The organism is Salinispora cortesiana, from assembly GCF_000484695.1.
Taxonomy (GTDB): Bacteria; Actinomycetota; Actinomycetes; order Mycobacteriales; family Micromonosporaceae; genus Micromonospora; species Micromonospora cortesiana.
The window spans coordinates 68,726-86,126 of the sequence record NZ_AXVR01000019.1 but is presented as its reverse complement, the minus strand read 5'-3'; the positions used below and the strand labels follow the sequence as shown (position 1 = coordinate 86,126).

The 17,401-nt window shown below is 67.7% G+C and carries 13 protein-coding genes and 5 pseudogenes; 11 read left to right on the top strand and 7 right to left on the bottom strand.

Translation table 11 applies throughout. The features are described from left to right. Nucleotides 1–139 precede the first annotated feature (139 nt). On the top strand, nucleotides 140–736 hold the full coding sequence (locus K228_RS0111365) for a hypothetical protein (protein ID WP_025618549.1): 597 nt from the start codon (nucleotides 140–142) through the stop codon (nucleotides 734–736). A 312-nt stretch (nucleotides 737–1,048) separates the two neighbouring features. Here K228_RS0111365 and K228_RS0111360 read toward each other — a convergent pair whose 3' ends face one another. From K228_RS0111360 to K228_RS0111350, 3 genes are all read right to left on the bottom strand, one after another. Continuing rightward, nucleotides 1,049–2,593, bottom strand: coding sequence for an aminotransferase class I/II-fold pyridoxal phosphate-dependent enzyme (locus K228_RS0111360; protein ID WP_025618548.1), 1,545 nt, complete (start codon nucleotides 2,591–2,593; stop codon nucleotides 1,049–1,051). Nucleotides 2,594–2,618: 25 nt separating this feature from the next. Next, entirely contained in the window at nucleotides 2,619–3,947 is a 1,329-nt protein-coding gene (locus tag K228_RS0111355) for an NAD(P)/FAD-dependent oxidoreductase (protein ID WP_025618547.1), read from the bottom strand. A 523-nt stretch (nucleotides 3,948–4,470) separates the two neighbouring features. Then, nucleotides 4,471–5,361 (bottom strand): polysaccharide deacetylase family protein, encoded by an 891-nt coding sequence (locus tag K228_RS0111350; protein ID WP_025618546.1) that lies wholly within the window; start codon nucleotides 5,359–5,361, stop codon nucleotides 4,471–4,473. A gap of 230 nt (nucleotides 5,362–5,591) precedes the next feature. Between K228_RS0111350 and K228_RS25530 the strand changes: the two are divergent. From K228_RS25530 to K228_RS0111315, 8 genes and pseudogenes are all read left to right on the top strand, one after another. After that, a pseudogene (locus K228_RS25530) lies at nucleotides 5,592–6,272 on the top strand (ISL3 family transposase); the annotation flags it as partial. Nucleotides 6,273–6,378: 106 nt separating this feature from the next. After that, complete coding sequence (locus K228_RS0111340; RefSeq protein ID WP_025618544.1) at nucleotides 6,379–7,590, top strand: helix-turn-helix domain-containing protein; 1,212 nt, start codon at nucleotides 6,379–6,381, stop codon at nucleotides 7,588–7,590. A gap of 149 nt (nucleotides 7,591–7,739) precedes the next feature. Further along, a pseudogene (locus K228_RS30155) lies at nucleotides 7,740–8,105 on the top strand (hypothetical protein). Between the two features lie 123 nt (nucleotides 8,106–8,228). Further along, nucleotides 8,229–8,775: pseudogene (locus K228_RS25525) on the top strand (GNAT family N-acetyltransferase). Between the two features lie 138 nt (nucleotides 8,776–8,913). Continuing rightward, nucleotides 8,914–8,997 (top strand): annotated as a pseudogene (locus K228_RS29465) (tetratricopeptide repeat protein); the annotation flags it as partial. Between the two features lie 34 nt (nucleotides 8,998–9,031). Next, nucleotides 9,032–9,313: pseudogene (locus tag K228_RS29460) on the top strand (hypothetical protein); the annotation flags it as partial. A 62-nt stretch (nucleotides 9,314–9,375) separates the two neighbouring features. Next, entirely contained in the window at nucleotides 9,376–9,894 is a 519-nt protein-coding gene (locus tag K228_RS0111320; protein WP_033776792.1) for a pyridoxamine 5'-phosphate oxidase family protein, read from the top strand. A gap of 148 nt (nucleotides 9,895–10,042) precedes the next feature. Further along, nucleotides 10,043–10,792 (top strand): dienelactone hydrolase family protein, encoded by a 750-nt coding sequence (locus K228_RS0111315; protein ID WP_025618543.1) that lies wholly within the window; start codon nucleotides 10,043–10,045, stop codon nucleotides 10,790–10,792. A gap of 2 nt (nucleotides 10,793–10,794) precedes the next feature. On the opposite strand, the gene K228_RS0111310 is transcribed toward K228_RS0111315, so the two are convergent. Next, nucleotides 10,795–13,302 (bottom strand): DEAD/DEAH box helicase, encoded by a 2,508-nt coding sequence (locus K228_RS0111310; RefSeq protein WP_025618542.1) that lies wholly within the window; start codon nucleotides 13,300–13,302, stop codon nucleotides 10,795–10,797. A gap of 73 nt (nucleotides 13,303–13,375) precedes the next feature. Next, nucleotides 13,376–14,077, bottom strand: coding sequence for a tRNA (guanosine(46)-N7)-methyltransferase TrmB (gene trmB, locus K228_RS0111305; protein ID WP_025618541.1), 702 nt, complete (start codon nucleotides 14,075–14,077; stop codon nucleotides 13,376–13,378). Between the two features lie 119 nt (nucleotides 14,078–14,196). On the opposite strand from trmB, the gene K228_RS0111300 reads away from it, so the two are divergent. Further along, on the top strand, nucleotides 14,197–14,847 hold the full coding sequence (locus K228_RS0111300; protein ID WP_025618540.1) for a hypothetical protein: 651 nt from the start codon (nucleotides 14,197–14,199) through the stop codon (nucleotides 14,845–14,847). Next, entirely contained in the window at nucleotides 14,844–15,491 is a 648-nt protein-coding gene (locus K228_RS0111295; RefSeq protein WP_025618539.1) for a class F sortase, read from the top strand. Before K228_RS0111300 ends, K228_RS0111295 begins: the two co-directional genes overlap by 4 nt. An 18-nt stretch (nucleotides 15,492–15,509) precedes the next feature. Here the strand turns inward: K228_RS0111295 and K228_RS0111290 are convergent, their stop codons facing one another. Next, nucleotides 15,510–16,379 (bottom strand): sulfotransferase domain-containing protein, encoded by an 870-nt coding sequence (locus K228_RS0111290; RefSeq protein ID WP_025618538.1) that lies wholly within the window; start codon nucleotides 16,377–16,379, stop codon nucleotides 15,510–15,512. Nucleotides 16,380–16,586: 207 nt separating this feature from the next. Further along, entirely contained in the window at nucleotides 16,587–17,384 is a 798-nt protein-coding gene (locus tag K228_RS0111285; protein WP_025618537.1) for an exodeoxyribonuclease III, read from the bottom strand. Nucleotides 17,385–17,401: the final 17 nt, after the last annotated feature.

Sequence of the window (17,401 nt, the reverse complement as noted above, 5' to 3'; positions counted from 1 at the left end):
ACCGTGCGTGTCCCCGGACCGCGGTAGCCGAGGATCTTCTTTCCCTGTTCTGTTGAGCGCCGGACGGTGCTTGCACCCCTGCCGCCTGACCCCCCTTTCGGGTGCGTGTGGGGTGTCGACCCCCGAATGGAGCATTCTCATGAACACGATTCTGCGTCGTAGTGTGCTGGCCGTGGCTGCGTCCGCGACTCTAGGCGGAGCGTTCGCGGTGACCGCCACGCCCGCAACCGCTGCTGGTAACCCGGACAAGGTGGCCGAGGCTTCGTCGTGGCTGCAGGAGGAACTTCTGAAGTTGCAGCCAGGCACGGCCGACGGCGGTATCTACACCGACAAGCCCGGCTATCACAACACCCGCGCGGCCAACGGCCCCACCGACTACTCCGTCCTTGACGACAACGACCAGGGCGGACCTTCGGACAAGGCCGCTGCCTACGACTGGACCTTCTCGGAGGCCACCAACATCGCGGAGTACTCCAGCCGCCTGCTCGCCTCCGGCCAGGATCCCGATGACCCTCGACTGGACGGCTGGCGTGAGTTCTTCGGGCAGGCCGACAGTGACAACGAGGTGGAAGGCTGGGACTTCCGCAAGGATGAAGCCGCCTCTTCCGACCCATCACACCTTTGGCACATCCACCTGAGCGAGGACCGGGACAAGGTCACCAGCTTCGAAAACAAAGAGGCACTGCTCAGCGTTCTTCGAGGCGAGACCGTGGACCAGTGGCGGCTCAACAAGTGAGCCGACCGGGTCGCTGACCACGCCGCCGGGCTGGTCACCGAGCACGGGACCAGCTGAACCACCAAGATCACGACCCCACCCCGGGGGGAGCACGCTGTTGGCCGGCACCGGAGTCGGGTGCCGGCCAACAGCCGTATCTCGGGGTTTAGGAGACCGGGTCATCTTCCGTGGGACTTCCCGGACCGCCAGTGGATGCTGGGCTTGGCCGAGTGGAACATCACCAAGGCCCTGGCCGCGATCTGACTACGCACACGTCGCCGTCCAACTGGACGAAACGGCCGGCCGGGATCGCCGAATGAGGTGTGGCGATGGCTACCGCTCTGTACTCCCGAAGGCACTGGACAGGTAGGTGCGGGCGTCGGCGATCGCATCCGCGATGATCTTTGCTGCGGCGCGGGCCTCATCCGGCTCATGGTTTGCCTGCACCTGAAGCCGGAACCGGGACGAGCCCGTCGGAGTCACCGGGAACTCCACCATGAACGCGAGCACCCCGCGGTCGAAGAGCAGGCGGTTCGCGATCCGCGCCAGCTTCTCGTTTCCGATCAGGAGCGGCACGATCGGCGACGGCTCACCCATGCAGGTCAACCCGTACCCGGTCAGCTCCTCGCGAAGCGCGGTGACGGCGGTGTGTAGCCGGGAACGGAGGAAATCTCCCTCCGCGGAGCGGATGATCTTCGAGGCTTCCAGGACCACAGCGGTCTGCACGGGGGACAGCGCGTTGGAGAACATGTGCGACCCGCCGAACATCTTGAGGTACTGCTTGAGCGCGGGAGAGGCCGAGGCGACGAAGCCGCCGTTGGAGCAGAACGTCTTGGAGAAGGCGCCCATCACGATGTCGATGTCACCGAGCACGTGCTGCATCCCGAGCACACCGGTGCCACCCGGGCCCATCGAACCCAGGTCGTGCGCCACATCAACGAGCAGCGTCGCGTCATGCTCCCGGCACACCCGCTGCAGGGTCACCAGATCCGGCCAGTCAGCATCCACCGAGAAGAGGCCGTCCGTGACGACGAGGATGCCGTTGCGGCTGTCTCGCCGACGGATGTCGACCAGGTGGCGACGGACCGCGTCAACGTTGAGATGTTCGTAGCGCACCACGTTGCGGGTGGTCGCCCGGGCCCCCTGTTGGAGGCAGGAGTGCGCCAGCCGGTCGATCAGAACGTGGTCCTCCTGGCGGACCAGCCCCGCCATCGCCCCGAAGCCGGCGGCCCACCCGGTTGGGAAGAGCGTCACCTGATCAGCGCGCACCAACTCGCCGAGCGACGCCTCCAGTTCGTCGGAGATCCGGGTGTTCCCGAGCACCATCGGTGACCCGGCGCTGTGCGGACCGTAGTCACGCATGGCCTTGGTCGCCGCCTCCCGGATCGCCGGGTGCGTGTTGAACGACAGATAGTCCTGCGAGTTGAAGTTGATCCCGCGGGTACGCCGGCCGATGTCGTTGGTGATCTGGGCGACGCTGCTCGGCGCGGCCTCCAGCGTCCTGGAGTACTGCCACGTCTCGGTCCGCCGCCGCGCCTCCACCCACCCATAGAATTCCTCGGTACGGGTCATCAGGTTACGGCCAGCCGGCCGGTAGAAGTCGTAGGCGTTCTTGTCGAGCGCGTACTCCTCGTCGGCGTCAACCTGCAGGTCGACGGGTTCCCACATCTGGGTCAGGTCGGCGACCACCTCGCCGAGGGTGCTCTCGTCCAACGAGCCGAACTCGTCCCACGGGATGTGGGTGGCCCAGTTACGGGTCATCTCGGAGACCTCGGCCGCGGCTACCGCCATGGCCACCAGATCGCGCCGGCCGGCGGCCGCGAGGATGGTCTCGATCAGTTCGTCGTCGTCGCGTTGGTCAAGCTCAGGCAGGGACACAGTCGATCTCCTGGCGGGGTACGGGTCAGGCGAACAGGTTCTGCTGGTACATCCGAGCGGTCGCGGGGAAGTCCTCGAACACCGGATAGCCGGCCGAGGTCTCCTTCGCGGCGTCGTTGAGGAGGAGAAGGTTCGACGCCTGGAAGAACTCCGAAACCGGCGCGACGTCGGCGTGGGTGGCGACGAACCGGTCGATCTCCTGCTGGTTTCCGCGCAACGCCACGAACAACTGCAGTTCGTCGTGGCGGTACGGTCGCATCTCCGCGAGCGTGCAGACGTAGTCGTAGTAGGCGGCGGCGTTCTGGCTGCGGCGGCGGCCTTCATAGCTGGCCATCGCCTCGTTGAGCGACACGTCCCCGGAGAGCCACCGGCCCAACGCGTCGGCGACCAACTCCGCACCCCGGAAGGCATGGGTCATCCCGATCGCGGTGCACTGGTCCTTGGCCGACTCGGCATCGCCGACCAGCACCCAGCCCGGTCCGGCCAGCGGCCGGAGGAACGCGGACTGGTCCAGCGTGCCGTAGATGCGCTCCGCCCGCACGCCCTGCGTCCGGACCACCTCGCCCAGGTCCGGGCTGACGAAATCCAGCGCCCGCTGGAGGTTGCCGGGCACATCACGGCGGAATTCACGGGACCACTCGCTCGGACCCCAGACCAGGACCATGTTCTGGTCGTGGTTGGTGGGTGCCACGGCGCAGGCCAGCCGACCACGCCGGTGCAGCTGCGCCGGGCCGAGGTCAAAGCCGGAGTAGTAGCTCCAGTAGGCGAAGGTGCACCGGGGCCGCTCGTCGAACTTCGGCAGGCCGAGGGAGCGGGCGACGAACGAGTTACGTCCGTCGGCACCGATCACGATTCGGGCACGCTCTTCGACCAACTGCCCGTCGGAGTCGCGTCCCCGTACCCCGACGACCTGGTCGCCCTCGATGATGAGCTCCCGGACCGCAAAGTTTGTTCGCACCTCGGCGCCGGCCTTGCTCGCCGCCTCGACCAGTATCTGGTCGAGCACGTGCCGGCGGATCGAGGCGTACGAGCGCACCACGCCCGAGTCGTCGCCATGCCAGTCGCGGAAGTACGCGCGCAGAAGGTCGTCCGGCACCGAACCGGTGAGCGGAATTCCGTCGTTGACGAACGTGACCTCGGTGTGCGCCGGGGTGACCGCCAGCACCTGGTCCAGCAGGCTCCACCGGTTCAGGTAGGAGGTCCCGTGCGGCCAGAGAAAGTGGGTCGAGATGACGTCGCTGGGAAAGCTCGATCGGTCTACGACCAGCACCCGATATCCCTGTCGGGCCAGAAGCATGCCGGTGGACGCGCCCGCGCAGCGGGCCCCGATGACAATCGCGTCGTACCTGGGCATGCGGATTCCCTTCCGAGGAGTGAATAGCTCGACGATCTCGGCGGCTCCAGTGTGCTCGCTACAATCGCGTCTGTCTAACTAGGTCAGTGCTACCACCACAATGGCACCGACCAGACAGGGGCCACCGGCGCCGCCGGATGCAGCACCGTCGGCAAAGTGATTACGCAGAGGTGTTAACCGTCGGCGTCAGCTGAATGTCATCTTGAGGGCGTTTCTTCGCGTATACCGACGATAGTTGGTGGAAAATCGGGCCTGTCCTATTGGCGGTTTTTGCCGGTATGGAGGTAGGAGCAATGGGGAGGCTCTGCCGATGGGCAGGCGGCGGCGGGGGCCGGGCCATCACCGGCTGGCTTCTTCTGGTGCTGGCGGTGATGGTACGGCGACCGGATCGCCATCTAACAACCTTGATCCCGCCCACCGGCTAAACATTGGAAAACGCCTCACTCCTGCCGGTGCTGCAGCAGCCCCGTGGGCTCCCGAGTGAAGAAGCGACTGCCTCGGTCAAACCGAGGGGCCGTCGCGCTCAGTTCTGATCACCGGGGCGTGGGTTACGGGCCGCGTATTCGGTGGCGATCTCGTCGAAGGTGGCCCACCGCGCACCCTCATGCTGGTTGATGTGTTCGATCAGCCGCTCGAGCATCAGCAGTACCTGCGGACGCCCCGACACGTCGGGGTGGATGGTGAAGGTGACGACGCCGTGGTCCAGCTCCCGGTGGACCCAGTCGAACTGGTCACGCCACAACTCCTCCAGGTGCCGTGGGTTGACCCAGCCATGACTGTTGGGGCTGGCCTTGATGAACATCATCGGTGGCAGGTCATCGAGGTACCAGTTCGCCGGAATCTCGATCAGATCGGTCTCCTCGCCGCGGACCAACGGCTTCATCCAGTCGCGCGCGCTCCCGTCGTAGTCGACCTTGGTCCAAGTGTCCCCCGCCCGAACCCGGTAGACGGTGAAGTCGTCGTGCTTCAACGAGTGGTCGTACCGGATCCCCCGCTCGAGCAGCAGCTTGTGCGTGACGGGCGAGAACTCCCACCAAGGAGCGGCGTACCCGGTGGGGCGTCGCCTGGCTGTCGCCTCGATCAACTCGATACACCGGTCCAGGACCGCGGCCTCCTGGGTCGGACTCATGGTGAGCGGGTTCTCGTGGCTGTAGCCGTGGAGAGCCACCTCATGGCCGGCGTCCACGATCTGCTGAACCTGGTCGGGGAACGTCTCGATGGAGTGTCCAGGTATGAACCAGGTGCTCGGAAGGTCGTACCTCCGGAACAGTTTGAGCAGACGCGGCACGCCGACCTCACCGGCAAACATGCCTCGGGAAATGTCGCCGGGCGAGTTCCCGCCACCGTACGATCCCAACCAGCCTGCAACCGCGTCCAAATCCACACCGAACGCGCACAGAGTTTCCCTCGACATCGTGTCCTCCACCGTGCACCTCGAGAACCGGCAGCCGAGGATGTCGTCCTCGGCTATTCACCGCTTTGTATGCCGAGCAGCGAATTCGACTCAATATAACGATCAGCGCGGCATGACAGCTAGTGCCGTGACCACGAACGTTCACGGTGTTGGTTGACAGGGAGTGTCAAGTTAACGGCTCTGTCTCACTTTCGGTGGTGACGGAGGGTGGCGGGTGTCGTTACTCCTGTGTGGAGGATGTCAGGAGACTCGTACAGGCGGTGTTCTCGGGGTTGTCTCCGCTGGTCATCGAGGATGTTGTCGATGGCGGTGAGCGGATCGTGGTGTGGGCCGGACGCCGCATGACACCGCGGTCTGCCCGAGATGCGGGGCCTCGTCCGGACGGGTGCACGGCTATCACTGGCGGACCGTGGCCGACGTTCCGGTCGACGGGCGCCGGGTGGTGGTCCGGGTGCGGGTACGGCGTCTGGTGTGCCCCACGCGCGGCTGCCGTCACACCTTCCGGGAACAGGTTCCCGGGGTGCTGGAGCGATACCAGCGCCGCACGGCCCGTTTGAACAGGCACGTCGAAGCCGTCGTCAAGGAGTTGGGCCGGGTAGTCACGTCTGCTGGCGATCCTGGCCATGGGCCTGTCCCGTCACACGGCCCTGCGCGCCATGCTGCGCATCCCGTTGCCCACCGGGCGGACGCCTCGGGTGATCGGCGTTGACGATTTCGCTCTACGCCGGCGGCACCGCTACGCCACCGTGGTGATCGACGCCGAGACCCATGAGTGGATCGAGGTACTACCCGACCGCATCGCCGACACCCTGCAAGCGTGGCTGCGCGCACATCCCGGCGTCGAGGTCGTATGCCGAGACGGCTCGGCCACCTACGCCGAGGCCATCCGGCGCGCCCTGCCCGACGCGGTCCTGGCCGGCGTGGGGGTTATGAGGCAGCCTGCAGATCGGTAGCGTTGGGCGTGATTGTGCCCTGATGGGTCGGTGGTGCGTTCGGTGCTACGCGAGGAGGTGCCGGGTGGATTCCTTGCCGGAGTTGACATTTGGGCAGCGGCTGAAGGTCTACCGCGAGCGGTCCGGGAAGAGTCGGACGGTGCTTGGTGGTTTGGTGGGCCGTAGCGCTGAGTGGGTAAAGGCGGTCGAGACCGACCGGATCTTGCCGCCGCGACTTCCCATGCTGGATCGGATCGCACGGGCTCTGAAGGTCGACGTGTCTGCCGTGGCCGTGGAGTTGGGTGACCGGTCTGTGGTGGTCAATGGGCCGGAGCATCCGGCATTGGCGTCGGTGCGGGATGCGGTGAACCGTGTCGTGTTCGTCGGTGACGTACCGGCGGAGTCGTTGTCCAGGCTGAGGGAGCGGCTTGCGGTGGCGTGGCGGGCACGTCACCAGGCGTCGGATCACCGGACGGTGCTGGGCGGGTTGTTGCCGGGGTTGCTGCGGGATGCGCAGCGTGCTGTTTTGGTGTACGAGGGTGCCGAACGGCGGCAGGCGCAGGTGCTGCTGGCGGAGACGCTTGGGTTGGCGCAGATGTTCATCGCGTACCAGCCGGCGGCCGAGTTGTTGTGGCGGGTGGCGGATCGGGCGATGGTGGCGGCGCAGGAGTCCGGTGATCCGGAGGCGGTGGCCGGTGCGGGATGGTTCCTGTGCCAGGTGCATCGGGACGCTGGGGACTGGGACACCGCGATGGCGGTGACGCTGGATGTCCTGTCCGCTGTAGAGCCGGCAACGGTCGACGGAAACACGAATCTGCTGGCGCTGTGGGGTGCGTTGAACTTCGAGGCCGCGTACACCGCCGCTCGTGCCGGTGCGGAAGGGCGGGCCTGGCGGTACTGGGATCGCGCGGATCGCGTGGCGCAGCGTTTGCCGCAGGGTTTCTACCAGCCGCAGACGTCGTTTTCCCGGGCCATCATGGGCGCGCACGCAGTAACCGTGGCGGTGGAGTTGCAGAAGTCCGGCGAGGCGGTGCGGCAGGCCCGCCGCCACGATGCGGCAGCGATCCCGTCAAGGCCGCGTCGGGCACGCCATTTGATCGAGGTCGCGCGGGCGCACCACGGCAAGGGCGATCCGGAAGCGACGGTGGCGACGCTGCGGCAGGCGTACAAGTCGGCCCCGGAGACAATCCGTTTCAACGGGTACGCCCGTCAGGTCACCTTGGACCTGCTCAGTGGCCCGCGTGCCACCCGAGACGATGCCCGGGACCTCGCAGTCCGAGTCGGACTCGTCTCGTGATTCGGGGGTAGGAACCTTACCCATTCCAGCGTGCGACCCACCGTAGCTTCTCGGTCACGGGATGCGGTGGGTGGTGCGAGTTGAGCCCGGGCGCCGTGTCCTCCGCAATCAGAGGGCGGCGAGGCTGCCTTCGTGAGCGACGAGGGAGGGTGCGTGCGGCGCATCTCGTACGACGACTACCTGTCGGCCACCGCGTTGACGTTTGCCCGACGGCATCGTTCCGTCTGGTCGTGGCAACGATGGCGGTGTGTCTGCCGGTGCGGAGCCGAACTGCCGTGCCGTGCGCGGCATCGGATACCAATCAATCGGGGTCACTGGCCCCGAGAGGGCGAGCAGTGACCGGCGGGCCGGAGCGAGTGATCCTTGCGGTGCACGTCCGCGGGATCGACGGTATGTGCGCTGGCTGTCGAGTGTGGTGGTCGCGGGCTGGCTCCATATCCGTGCTGGCAGGTGAAGTGGGCGACCAGCCGGCTGGCCCGCGCGAGCGTAGCCCGGTTTTGGGTGGTGTGCGGTGACGGGGCAACCCCTTGCCCGACGGGAACCGGGTGCGTCAGGAGGGTGGCCGATTGTGTGGCGTGAACCGCGGCTACACAGCGCAAGTGCGGAAGTCGGGGTTGAGCCGGTGTTAGATGGGGCGCATGCGCCCCATCGTGAGCGACCGCCTCCGGCTGCGCCCCTGGCAGGATGAGGATGCCGACTTTCTGTTGGATCTCGAGTCGCGCTGGGAGGTCGTGCGGTTCCTGGACCCGCAGCCCACGATCATGAACGATCGCGAGAGCGCCCTCGCCTCGATCGCACGCCGCCGTGCCATCGACGATCCGGTTTACGGGATCTGGGCTATCACTACGGCGGCGGACGGCCAGCTGGTCGGAAATCTCCTGCTCAAGCCGATTCCCTTGTCGGCAGGGGAGCCGACCGGCACGCCGACCGAGGTCGAGATCGGCTGGCACCTGCATCCGGACTCCTGGGGGCACGGGTACGCCACCGAAGCGGCGTCGGCGGGCCTGGCCGATGCGTTCAACCGGGGCCTGACGAGGGTCATTGCGGGTCACGCATCCGGAGAATCATGCCTCCCAGGCCGTCTGTCAGCGGCTCGGCATGGCGCACCTGGGCCGAACAACGAGGTACTACGACATGCCGAACGAACTCTTCGAGAGCGAGACGGTGAAGCCCCAGCCGGTGTGAGACCCGATGGGGTTCGTCTCTTGTGGCAAGGTGCCGAAGGTGGTGACCAGCGAAGCAGACTGGGAGAGTCGTGTCACGGCTCTCTGGTAGAAGCTCGACAAGTATGAGCCGGCCGAATTCCGCGCACAGGTAGCGGCCTTGGCTGCGGAGCGTGATCCCGAGGACGCGAAGGCCCTGTTCGAGCGGGGCTGTGCGAACGATTCCACCGGACAGGGCGAACAGGCAGCGCCGCTCTACCGGCAGGCACTCGCCGCTGGGCTCGAAGGAATTTGGGCGTTCGCCCCGCGAGGTCTTCCCCGAGGTCTCGGACGCCGACATCCGAGCAGCCGCTCGGGTGGAGTTGACCGGCTACTGGGGTTTGGCCGTTCGGCGTCCCTGGTGGCGGCTGGAACCCACGATCGCTGAACTCGGTCTTTCCGCCATGGCCCGGGGCCGGCACGCCCTCGACCACGGCAAGCTTCTCACCAAGACACAGGCCATCAAGCAGGCGAACGCTCCTACCTGCTTGATCGGCTACCTCAGCGCCAGACGGCGCGGCGGACCGCCTCATCATCGATACTGTGGCCGCGAGTGATCACCGCATGATGGAGGGACGCCGGGATGCCGTTGACGAATCCGTGGCTCGCTGAACCCGCGCCGACACAGCGGCTGCCGCGGGACCGGCTTGCGGAACGGATCCGCAACCTGCTCTCGTCGCAGAACATGTGTGTGCTGGCCAGAGTCGGGCCCGACAGGCCGCTGGCCACTCCGGTGCGCTACTACCCGCTCGACTTCGCGGTGATGTTCACCGCCGCGCCGCGGTCACCGAAGCTGCGCAACATCGCCGCGGACCCACGGGTCTCGGTGGGCATCTTCGCCCCGCTGGTCGGGCTGGCTAGCAGCCGCGGCGCGCAGCTCTTCGGCGAGGCTCGGGTGCTGCCGCCCGACCACCCCGACCGCGAGCCCTACTGGGCCGCGTTTCGGTGGGAGAACGAGCATGCCGAACGGGGCAGATCGCTCGCCGAACCGCCACGGGACACCCTGGTGGTGATCGAGGCGGACCGGATCGTCTACACCGAGCACTGGCTCCGACGGGAGGGGTTCGCCGCCCGTCAATTCTGGCGACGCCGCGACTGCTGACGGTGGAGCGAGGAGGCCGTCGAGTGGGTCGGTGGGGTAGCCCTGACCGGAAGTGCTGACATGAAGCGCGCAGCCTACGCCGTCGGCTGATCTGCCAGTGGCGAAACATCTGCCTGGCCGGGCTCGACGATCGCTATAGTCCGGCTTCATGACGTCCATCACGACGAGAACGGTCGAGTACCCGGCCGACGGCCTGACGATGATCGGGCACCTCGCCCTGCCCGTCGGCGTCGACCGCCGGCCAGCGGTCCTGGTCGGACCCGAGGGGCCGGGGCTCAACGACTTTCAGCGCCGTCGGGCCGACGCCCTCGCGGAGTTGGGGTACGTGGCGCTGGCCTTCGACATTCACGGCGGACACTGGTTCACCGACCCCCAGGAGATGCTGGCGCGCCTGAATCCGATGCTCGCTGACCCCGACCGGATGCGGGGCATCGGCCACGCGGCGCTTGACGTGCTGCGCGCCGAACCACGGACCGACCCGGACCGGATCGCCGCCATCGGCTACGGCATCGGGGGAGCAATCGTGCTGGAACTCGGCCGCGACGCCGCCAATCTGCGCGGGATCGCAACGATTAACGCGATGACCACAGGCCGGCCGGGCGAGGCGGCGCACATTCGCTGCCCGGTGTGGGCCGGAGTCGGGTCGGAAGACCCGATCGTGTCGCCGGCCCAACGGGACGCGTTCACCGCCGAGATGCAGGCCGCGGACGTCGATTGGCGCCTCGTTGTCTACGGCGGAGCCCTGCACGCCTTCCATCACCCACCGATGGGGGCCGACCAGACTGTGCTCCCCGGCGTCGGCTACCACCAGCGGCACGCGCAGCGGGCCTGGCTCGACATCGTGGCCCTGCTGGCGGAGTACCTTCCCGTACCGGAGGACGTTGGCCTGCGTCACTAGCGCTAACCAAGCTGTCCGACCTCGGTGATTCGGATGACCGCCGCGCCCGCCTCGTCGGAGGCCGCGAGGTCCACCTCGGCGCTGATTCCCCAGTCATGGTCACCTTCGGGGTCGTCCAGGATCTGGCGTACGGTCCAGGTCGCGCTGCCCTGCTCGATCAGCAGCAGCGCCGGCCCGCGGGCGTTCGGCCCGATGCCGATCTCCGGGTACTCCTCGAAGTACGGTTCCAGGGCGTCTTCCCAGGCGACGGCGTCCCAGCCGGCGGCGCCGTCCAGCTCGCCCAGCTCGTCCCAGCGGTGCAGGGCGGCCAGTTCCACCCGACGGAACAGGGCGTTGCGGACCAGCACCCGGAAGGCCCGGGTGTTGCGGGTGATCGCCGTTGGCTGGTCGTCCAGGGCGACGGCGACCTCGTCGACGTCGGAGGGGTTGCGTAGCCGCTCCCACTCGTCGATCAGGCTGGAGTCGACCTGGCGGACCAGCTCGCCCAGCCACTCGATGAGGTCGACCAGTTCCTCGGTCTTGGCGTCCTCGGGCACGGTGTGCCGGAGCGTCTTATACGCGTCGGCGAGGTACCGCAGGACGAGGCCCTCCGACCGGGACAGCCCGTAGAACTGGACGAATTCGGCGAAGGTCATCGCCCGCTCGTACATGTCCCGGACGACGGACTTGGGGGAGAGCTGGTGGTCGTCCACCCAGGGGTGCCCCTGGCGGTACATCTCGTAGGCGTTCTCCAGCAGCTCGGCGAGGGGCTTGGGCCAGGTGACCTCGTCGAGCAGTTCGAGGCGGGCCTCGTACTCGATGCCTTCGGCCTTCATCGCGGCGACCGCCTCACCGCGGGCCTTGAACTGCTGCGCGGAGAGCACCTGGCGCGGGTCGTCGAGGATCGACTCGATCACGCTGAGTACGTCCAGGGCGTAGGCCGGGGACTCGCGGTCGAGGAGCTCGATTGTCGCGAGGGCGAGGGGCGACAGCGGCTGGTTGAGGGCGAAGTCGAGCTGGAGGTCGACGGTGAGTCGTGCCCGTCGGCCGGACTCGTCCGGCTCGGGTAGCTCCTCGACGACGCCACCGGCCCGCAGCGCCCGGTAGATGGCGATGGCGCGACGGATGTGCCGGCGCTGGGCGGCGCGGTCCTCGTGGTTGTCGGTGAGTAGGTGCCGCATCGCCGCGAACGCGTCGCCGGGGCGGCCGATGACGTTGAGCAGCATGGAGTGGCTGACCTGGAAGCTGGAGGCGAGGGGCTCCGGATCGGCCTCGACCAGGCGTTCGAAGGTGGGTTTGCCCCAGCCGATCGACCCCTCCGGCGGCTTCTTCCGGACGACCTTTCGGCGCTTCTTCGGGTCGTCACCGGCCTTCGCCAGGGCCTTCTCGTTCTCGATGACGTGCTCTGGTGCCTGCACCACGACCCGGCCGAGGGTGTCGAAGCCGGCCCGCCCGGCACGGCCGGCGATCTGGTGGAACTCACGGGCCTTGAGGAGCCGGGTCCGGGTCCCGTCGTACTTCGACAGCCCGGTGAAGAGCACGGTGCGGATCGGTACGTTGATGCCGACCCCGAGGGTGTCCGTGCCGCAGATGACCTTGAGGAGCCCGGCCTGGGCCAGCGTCTCCACCAGGCGGCGGTACTTGGGCAGCATCCCGGCGTGGTGTACGCCGATGCCGTGCCGGACCAGCCGGGACAGGGTCTTGCCGAAGCCGGAGGTGAAGCGGAAGTTGCCGATCGCGGTGGCGATGGTGTCTTTCTCTGCCCGGGTGCAGACGTTGACGCTCATCAGCGCCTGGGCGCGCTCCAGGGCCGCCGCCTGGGTGAAGTGTACGACGTACACCGGGGCTTCGCGGGTCTCCAGTAGCTCCTCGAGGGTCTCGTGCATCGGCGTCGTCGCGTACGAGAAGAGGAGGGGGACCGGTCGTTCGGCGGTCTGCACGACGGCGGTCGGTCGTCCGGTACGCCGGGTGAGGTCGGCGACGAACCGGGTGGTGTCCCCAAGCGTGGCGGACATCAGGATGAACTGTGCCTGCGGCAGCTCGATCAGCGGGACCTGCCACGCCCAGCCGCGGTCCGGCTCGCTGTAGAAGTGGAACTCGTCCATGATCACCTGGCCGACGTCCGCGCTGGTGCCTTCCCGTAGCGCGAGGTTGGCCAGGATCTCCGCGGTGCAGCAGATGACCGGCGCGTCTGGGTTGACGCTGGCATCGCCGGTGAGCATCCCGACGTTGTCGGCCCCGAACACCTCGCAGAGCGCGAAGAACTTCTCCGACACCAGGGCCTTGATCGGCGCCGTGTAGAAGGTCGTCCGGTCGTCGGCTAGCGCGGCGAAGTGCGCTGCCATCGCGACCAGGCTCTTGCCGGATCCGGTCGGCGTATTCATGATCACGTTTGCGCCGGAGACGATCTCGATGACCGCCTCGTCCTGGTGCGGATAGAGATCGAGGCCGCGCTCGGATGCCCAACCGGCGAACGCGTCGTACAGGGTGTCGGGGTCGGCGCTGGCCGGCAGCGCGGCGGTAAGTGTCATGGCGGGGTCCATGGTGCCCCGACCGTCACACCGCGCGCCAACCGGGCCGGTCAACGGCGTCCCGCGGTGGGCCTCAGCGGCGGTGGTAGATCAGGTCGGCCACCGGGCGACCGGCGGTCAGGGCGCGGCGTTCGAACTTCGTCACCGGGCGGTGCGCGGGGCGGGGCGCGAATCCGTCGTGCGGGTTCACCAGGCCCGGGTCGGCGTCCAGGGTCCGCCGCATCGCTGTGGCGTACTCGGCCCAGTCGGTCGCGCAGTGCAGCGTGCCACCGGTTGCTAACCGCGAGCGCAGCAGGGCGACGTGATCGGGCTGGATGATGCGCCGTTTGTGATGCCGGGCCTTCGGCCACGGGTCCGGAAAGAAGACGTGCACCGCGTCGAGTGAGTCGGCGGGCAGGGCGTTTACCAGGTCCAATGCGTCGCCCTCGGCGATCCGAACATTGCTCAGGGAGTGCCGCTCCACCAGGTCGAGGAGGTTGGCGATTCCCGGCGTATGCACCTCGACCGCCAGATAGTCTCGGTCCGGATCGGCGGAGGCCATCGCGACGGTGGCGTCGCCCATCCCAGAACCGATCTCCAACACCAGGGGCGCCCGGCGCGGGAACAGGACAGCCGGCTGCACCGGCGTGCCGGGCACCTCCGGAACGGTCAGGCCGTATCGCGGCCACAGCTGTTGCAGCGCGCTGGTCTGGCGCGGCGACATCCGGCCGCGTCGCGGGTGAAATGTCCGGATGCTCCGCGCGGGCGCGGTGGGGTGGGGGTCGGTGATGGTCACAGCGATCCGAGCCTACGCGAGGACCGCGCCGGATCGGATGTGATGTGCGACGGGGATGTCGGGATTCCCCGTGCGACAGGCCGGGCGTGCGTGCTGCCCAGCCGGGTCGGGAGGGGGCTGTGGTGAAGGTGACCCGCGGGGGCCTGGTGGCGACGATCGCGGTCGCGGTCGTCGGCCCGCTGCTCGCCGTCGGGGCCGCGACCGCGACGGCTGGGCCAGCGTCAGCCCAGGGGGTATCGGCCGGACCGGCTGCTGCCGGAGCGGCGTCGGCCTGGTCCTCCGCTGTTGCGGCGTCGATTCCCGAGGGGGCGCTGCGCCCGGTTGCCGTCCCCATGCAGCCGGAGGGGCCGCAGCCGTCGACCGTCTTTGTTGAGGTGAATCCGAGCACGGTGAAAGCCGGCTACCTGGTCGGGATCCGGGCGAGTTGCCGGGACAACTCCATCCCGGCGGTCGTCTGGTCCGACGCCTTCGGCCGCGTCCAGGTGAAGTCGGACAACGGGCTGTTGACCGCGACGGCGATGGTGCGGGAACGAACCCTGCCCGGCAGCTATCGGGTCAAACTGGAGTGCCGCGGCGGTGAGACCGCGTCGACGATGCTCCAGGTCGTCAAGTCGGTCGCGCCCAGCCGTGGCCCGGCCACCGGGTTCGGCGGGTCCGCCGGCAACGTCTCCGGGGGGCTGTTGCTGCCGTTCGGGGTCGCGCTGACCGTGGCCGGTCTGGTGGTGTGGCTGGTGTCGCTCCGTCGCCTCCGTGGGGCTGCCCGCCGATGACCAGGGTCCGTGCCGCCCGCGCGCCCCGCCGACCGGCGGGCCGGCGTAGCCCGTGGGTCGTACCGCTCGCCGTGCTGTTGGTGCTGGTGGGGGTCTTCGCCATGGGTGCCGGGTTGGGCCGGACCGCCGGTCCGCTGGAGTGGGCGAGCGCGGCAGACGTCGACCGACCCGGCGGTGGCGCCGGGCCGGAACCGGCCACCAGCCGGCCGGTTAGCCTCGCCGTACCCGCGATCGGTGTCGCTGCGGCGATCGCGCCGGTGGGGCAGGCCCGGGACGGCTCGATCGCTGTCCCGCCCCTGGAGCGGGCAGACGAGACCGGCTGGTACGACCGGGGGCCGGTCCCCGGCGATCCGGGACCGGCGGTCATCGTCGGTCACGTCGACACCAGGGCTGGTCCGTCGGTCTTCGTTGACCTGCACCGGCTGCGCCCCGGCGATCCGATCGAGGTGACCCGCGCCGACGGCTCGGTCGTGGGATTCCGGGTCGACTCGGTGGAGCGTTTCGCCAAGGATCAGCTCCCTGCCGAACGGGTGTACGGCGATTCTGGGCCGGCCGGGCTGCGTCTGATCACCTGTGGTGGAGCCTGGGTGGGGGGCCGTACCGGCTACGCCGACAACGTCATCGCCTTCGCCACCAGGACGTGACCGACCCGATGATCTCGGTCAGGAAACCGCGCCGCGGGCCGGGTAGCCGAGAACCTCAACGAGATTTCCGGTTGCCGCCGTGAAAGCCGCGTAGACCTCGTCATCGAAGTGGTTGCGCCAGTCGCCGGCCTTGCCCTTTCGGTAGTGGGAGATCTTCCCGGCGCTCTCCCGGTCCTTCCGCATCTTGGTGAAGCTGTAGCGGGACAACAGGGGCTCCAACTCGGCGGAGGGAAGGGCGATCCCGCAGTGCCGCATCAGCTGGTCCACCTCCTCCAGCTGCCGTTCACCGGTCAGGTCCTCGTAGCGGAACAGGCGGAATGTCTCGGAGCTCGGGGCGACTGCCCAGGACCGAAGCCGGGCGAAGAGGTTTCGCTTGGAGTGGCGTTCGATGACGTGGAGCAGTCCCTCCTTCATCGGGATTTCCCGCAGAGTTTTCCGTACCTGGAGAATGTCGCCCATTGGTGCGTGTGAGTTGCGCAGTGAGAAATAGCTTGAAATGACGATGTCGCGCGGGTCGCGAATTACGAAGAATGCTCGATAGGTGCCGGGTTTTGAAATTCTCTTGAATTGTGGATAAGAGTGAAATAATGCTAGGCCGGCCCGGCCAGCTGGAATGACGGGTAGCTTGCGTCGCCGGTAGAATCGCGGGTCATAGGGGAGTAGCCCAGAGTGGCGATAGACCGTGGGGTCGCTGAACAGGGCCTTGATCCACTGGCTGCCCGTCTTGTGTACGGTGCAGTGGTAGATGTTGTCGAACTCGCACCGGTCGGCCACCGGGACGATGAGCCGCTTTCTTGTGTTGTGGGCTTCGAGCTGTGCTCGGCGCGCCATGCGACGCATGGAATTGGGCGTGTGGTGCTTGGCGAAATCGATCGTGCGATTGATCATTGTGAGGCCTCGTCTGCGCCTTCAAGTTGTGGGAGGTTCTGGGGTATTGTAGGGGGGTGTCGGTTGAATCCCCAGGTCTAACCGTTCCCGTCCCGGTATGTCAAGGTGTCACTAGGAATATCCCCGACAGTCCAATTAAAGTCAATCCTACCCTCGGCGATTGGCTGGTAACGTGGAGTGTGGCGTGAATTGTCGCCGAGCGGGTGCTCAGAACGCCTCGACCGCTGGGACAAGGTCGGCGTCGACGACGATCGGGGCATGGTCGGAGGGGCCCTTGCCCTTGCGGGCCTCCCGGTCCACGTACGCGGCCCGGACCACCCGGGCGAACGGAGCAGAGGCGTATACCAGGTCGATCCGCATGCCCTTGTTCTGATGGAACATTCCGGCCCGATAGTCCCAGTAGGTGAACGGGTGCGGGCCCTTCATCGGGGTTGGGACCACGTCGGCGAGGCCCAGATCGCGTAGCGCCGCGAGCGCGGCCCGTTCGGCGGGCGTGACGTGGGTGGAGCCGGTGAACAGGGCCGGATCCCAGACGTCCGTGTCGGTGGGGGCCACGTTGAAGTCGCCGCAGACCACCAGCGGTGCGCTGCCGGCCAGCTCGACCTCCAGCGTGTCCCGGAGCGCGCCGAGCCAGGCCAGCTTGTACGCGTAGTGCGGGTCGTCGAGGGTCCGGCCGTTGGGCACATAGACCGACCAGACCCGTAGTCCGGCGCAGGTGGCGGAGAGGGCACGGGCCTCCGGATCGGGAAAGCCCGGCTCGTCGGGGAAGCCGAGGGTGACATCGGTCAGGCCGACCCGGGAGAGAATGGCGACCCCGTTCCACCGGCCGTCGCTGTGGCTGGCGACCATGTAGCCGAGCGCGCCAACCTCGGCGACCGGGAACGCGCCGTCCGGGCACTTGGTCTCCTGGAGGCAGACCACATCCGGGTTCGTGACCGCCAGCCAGTCGAGCAGCCGGGGCAGGCGGGCCTTCACGGAGTTGACGTTCCACGTAGCCAGGCGCATGTGTCCCAGACTGCCCG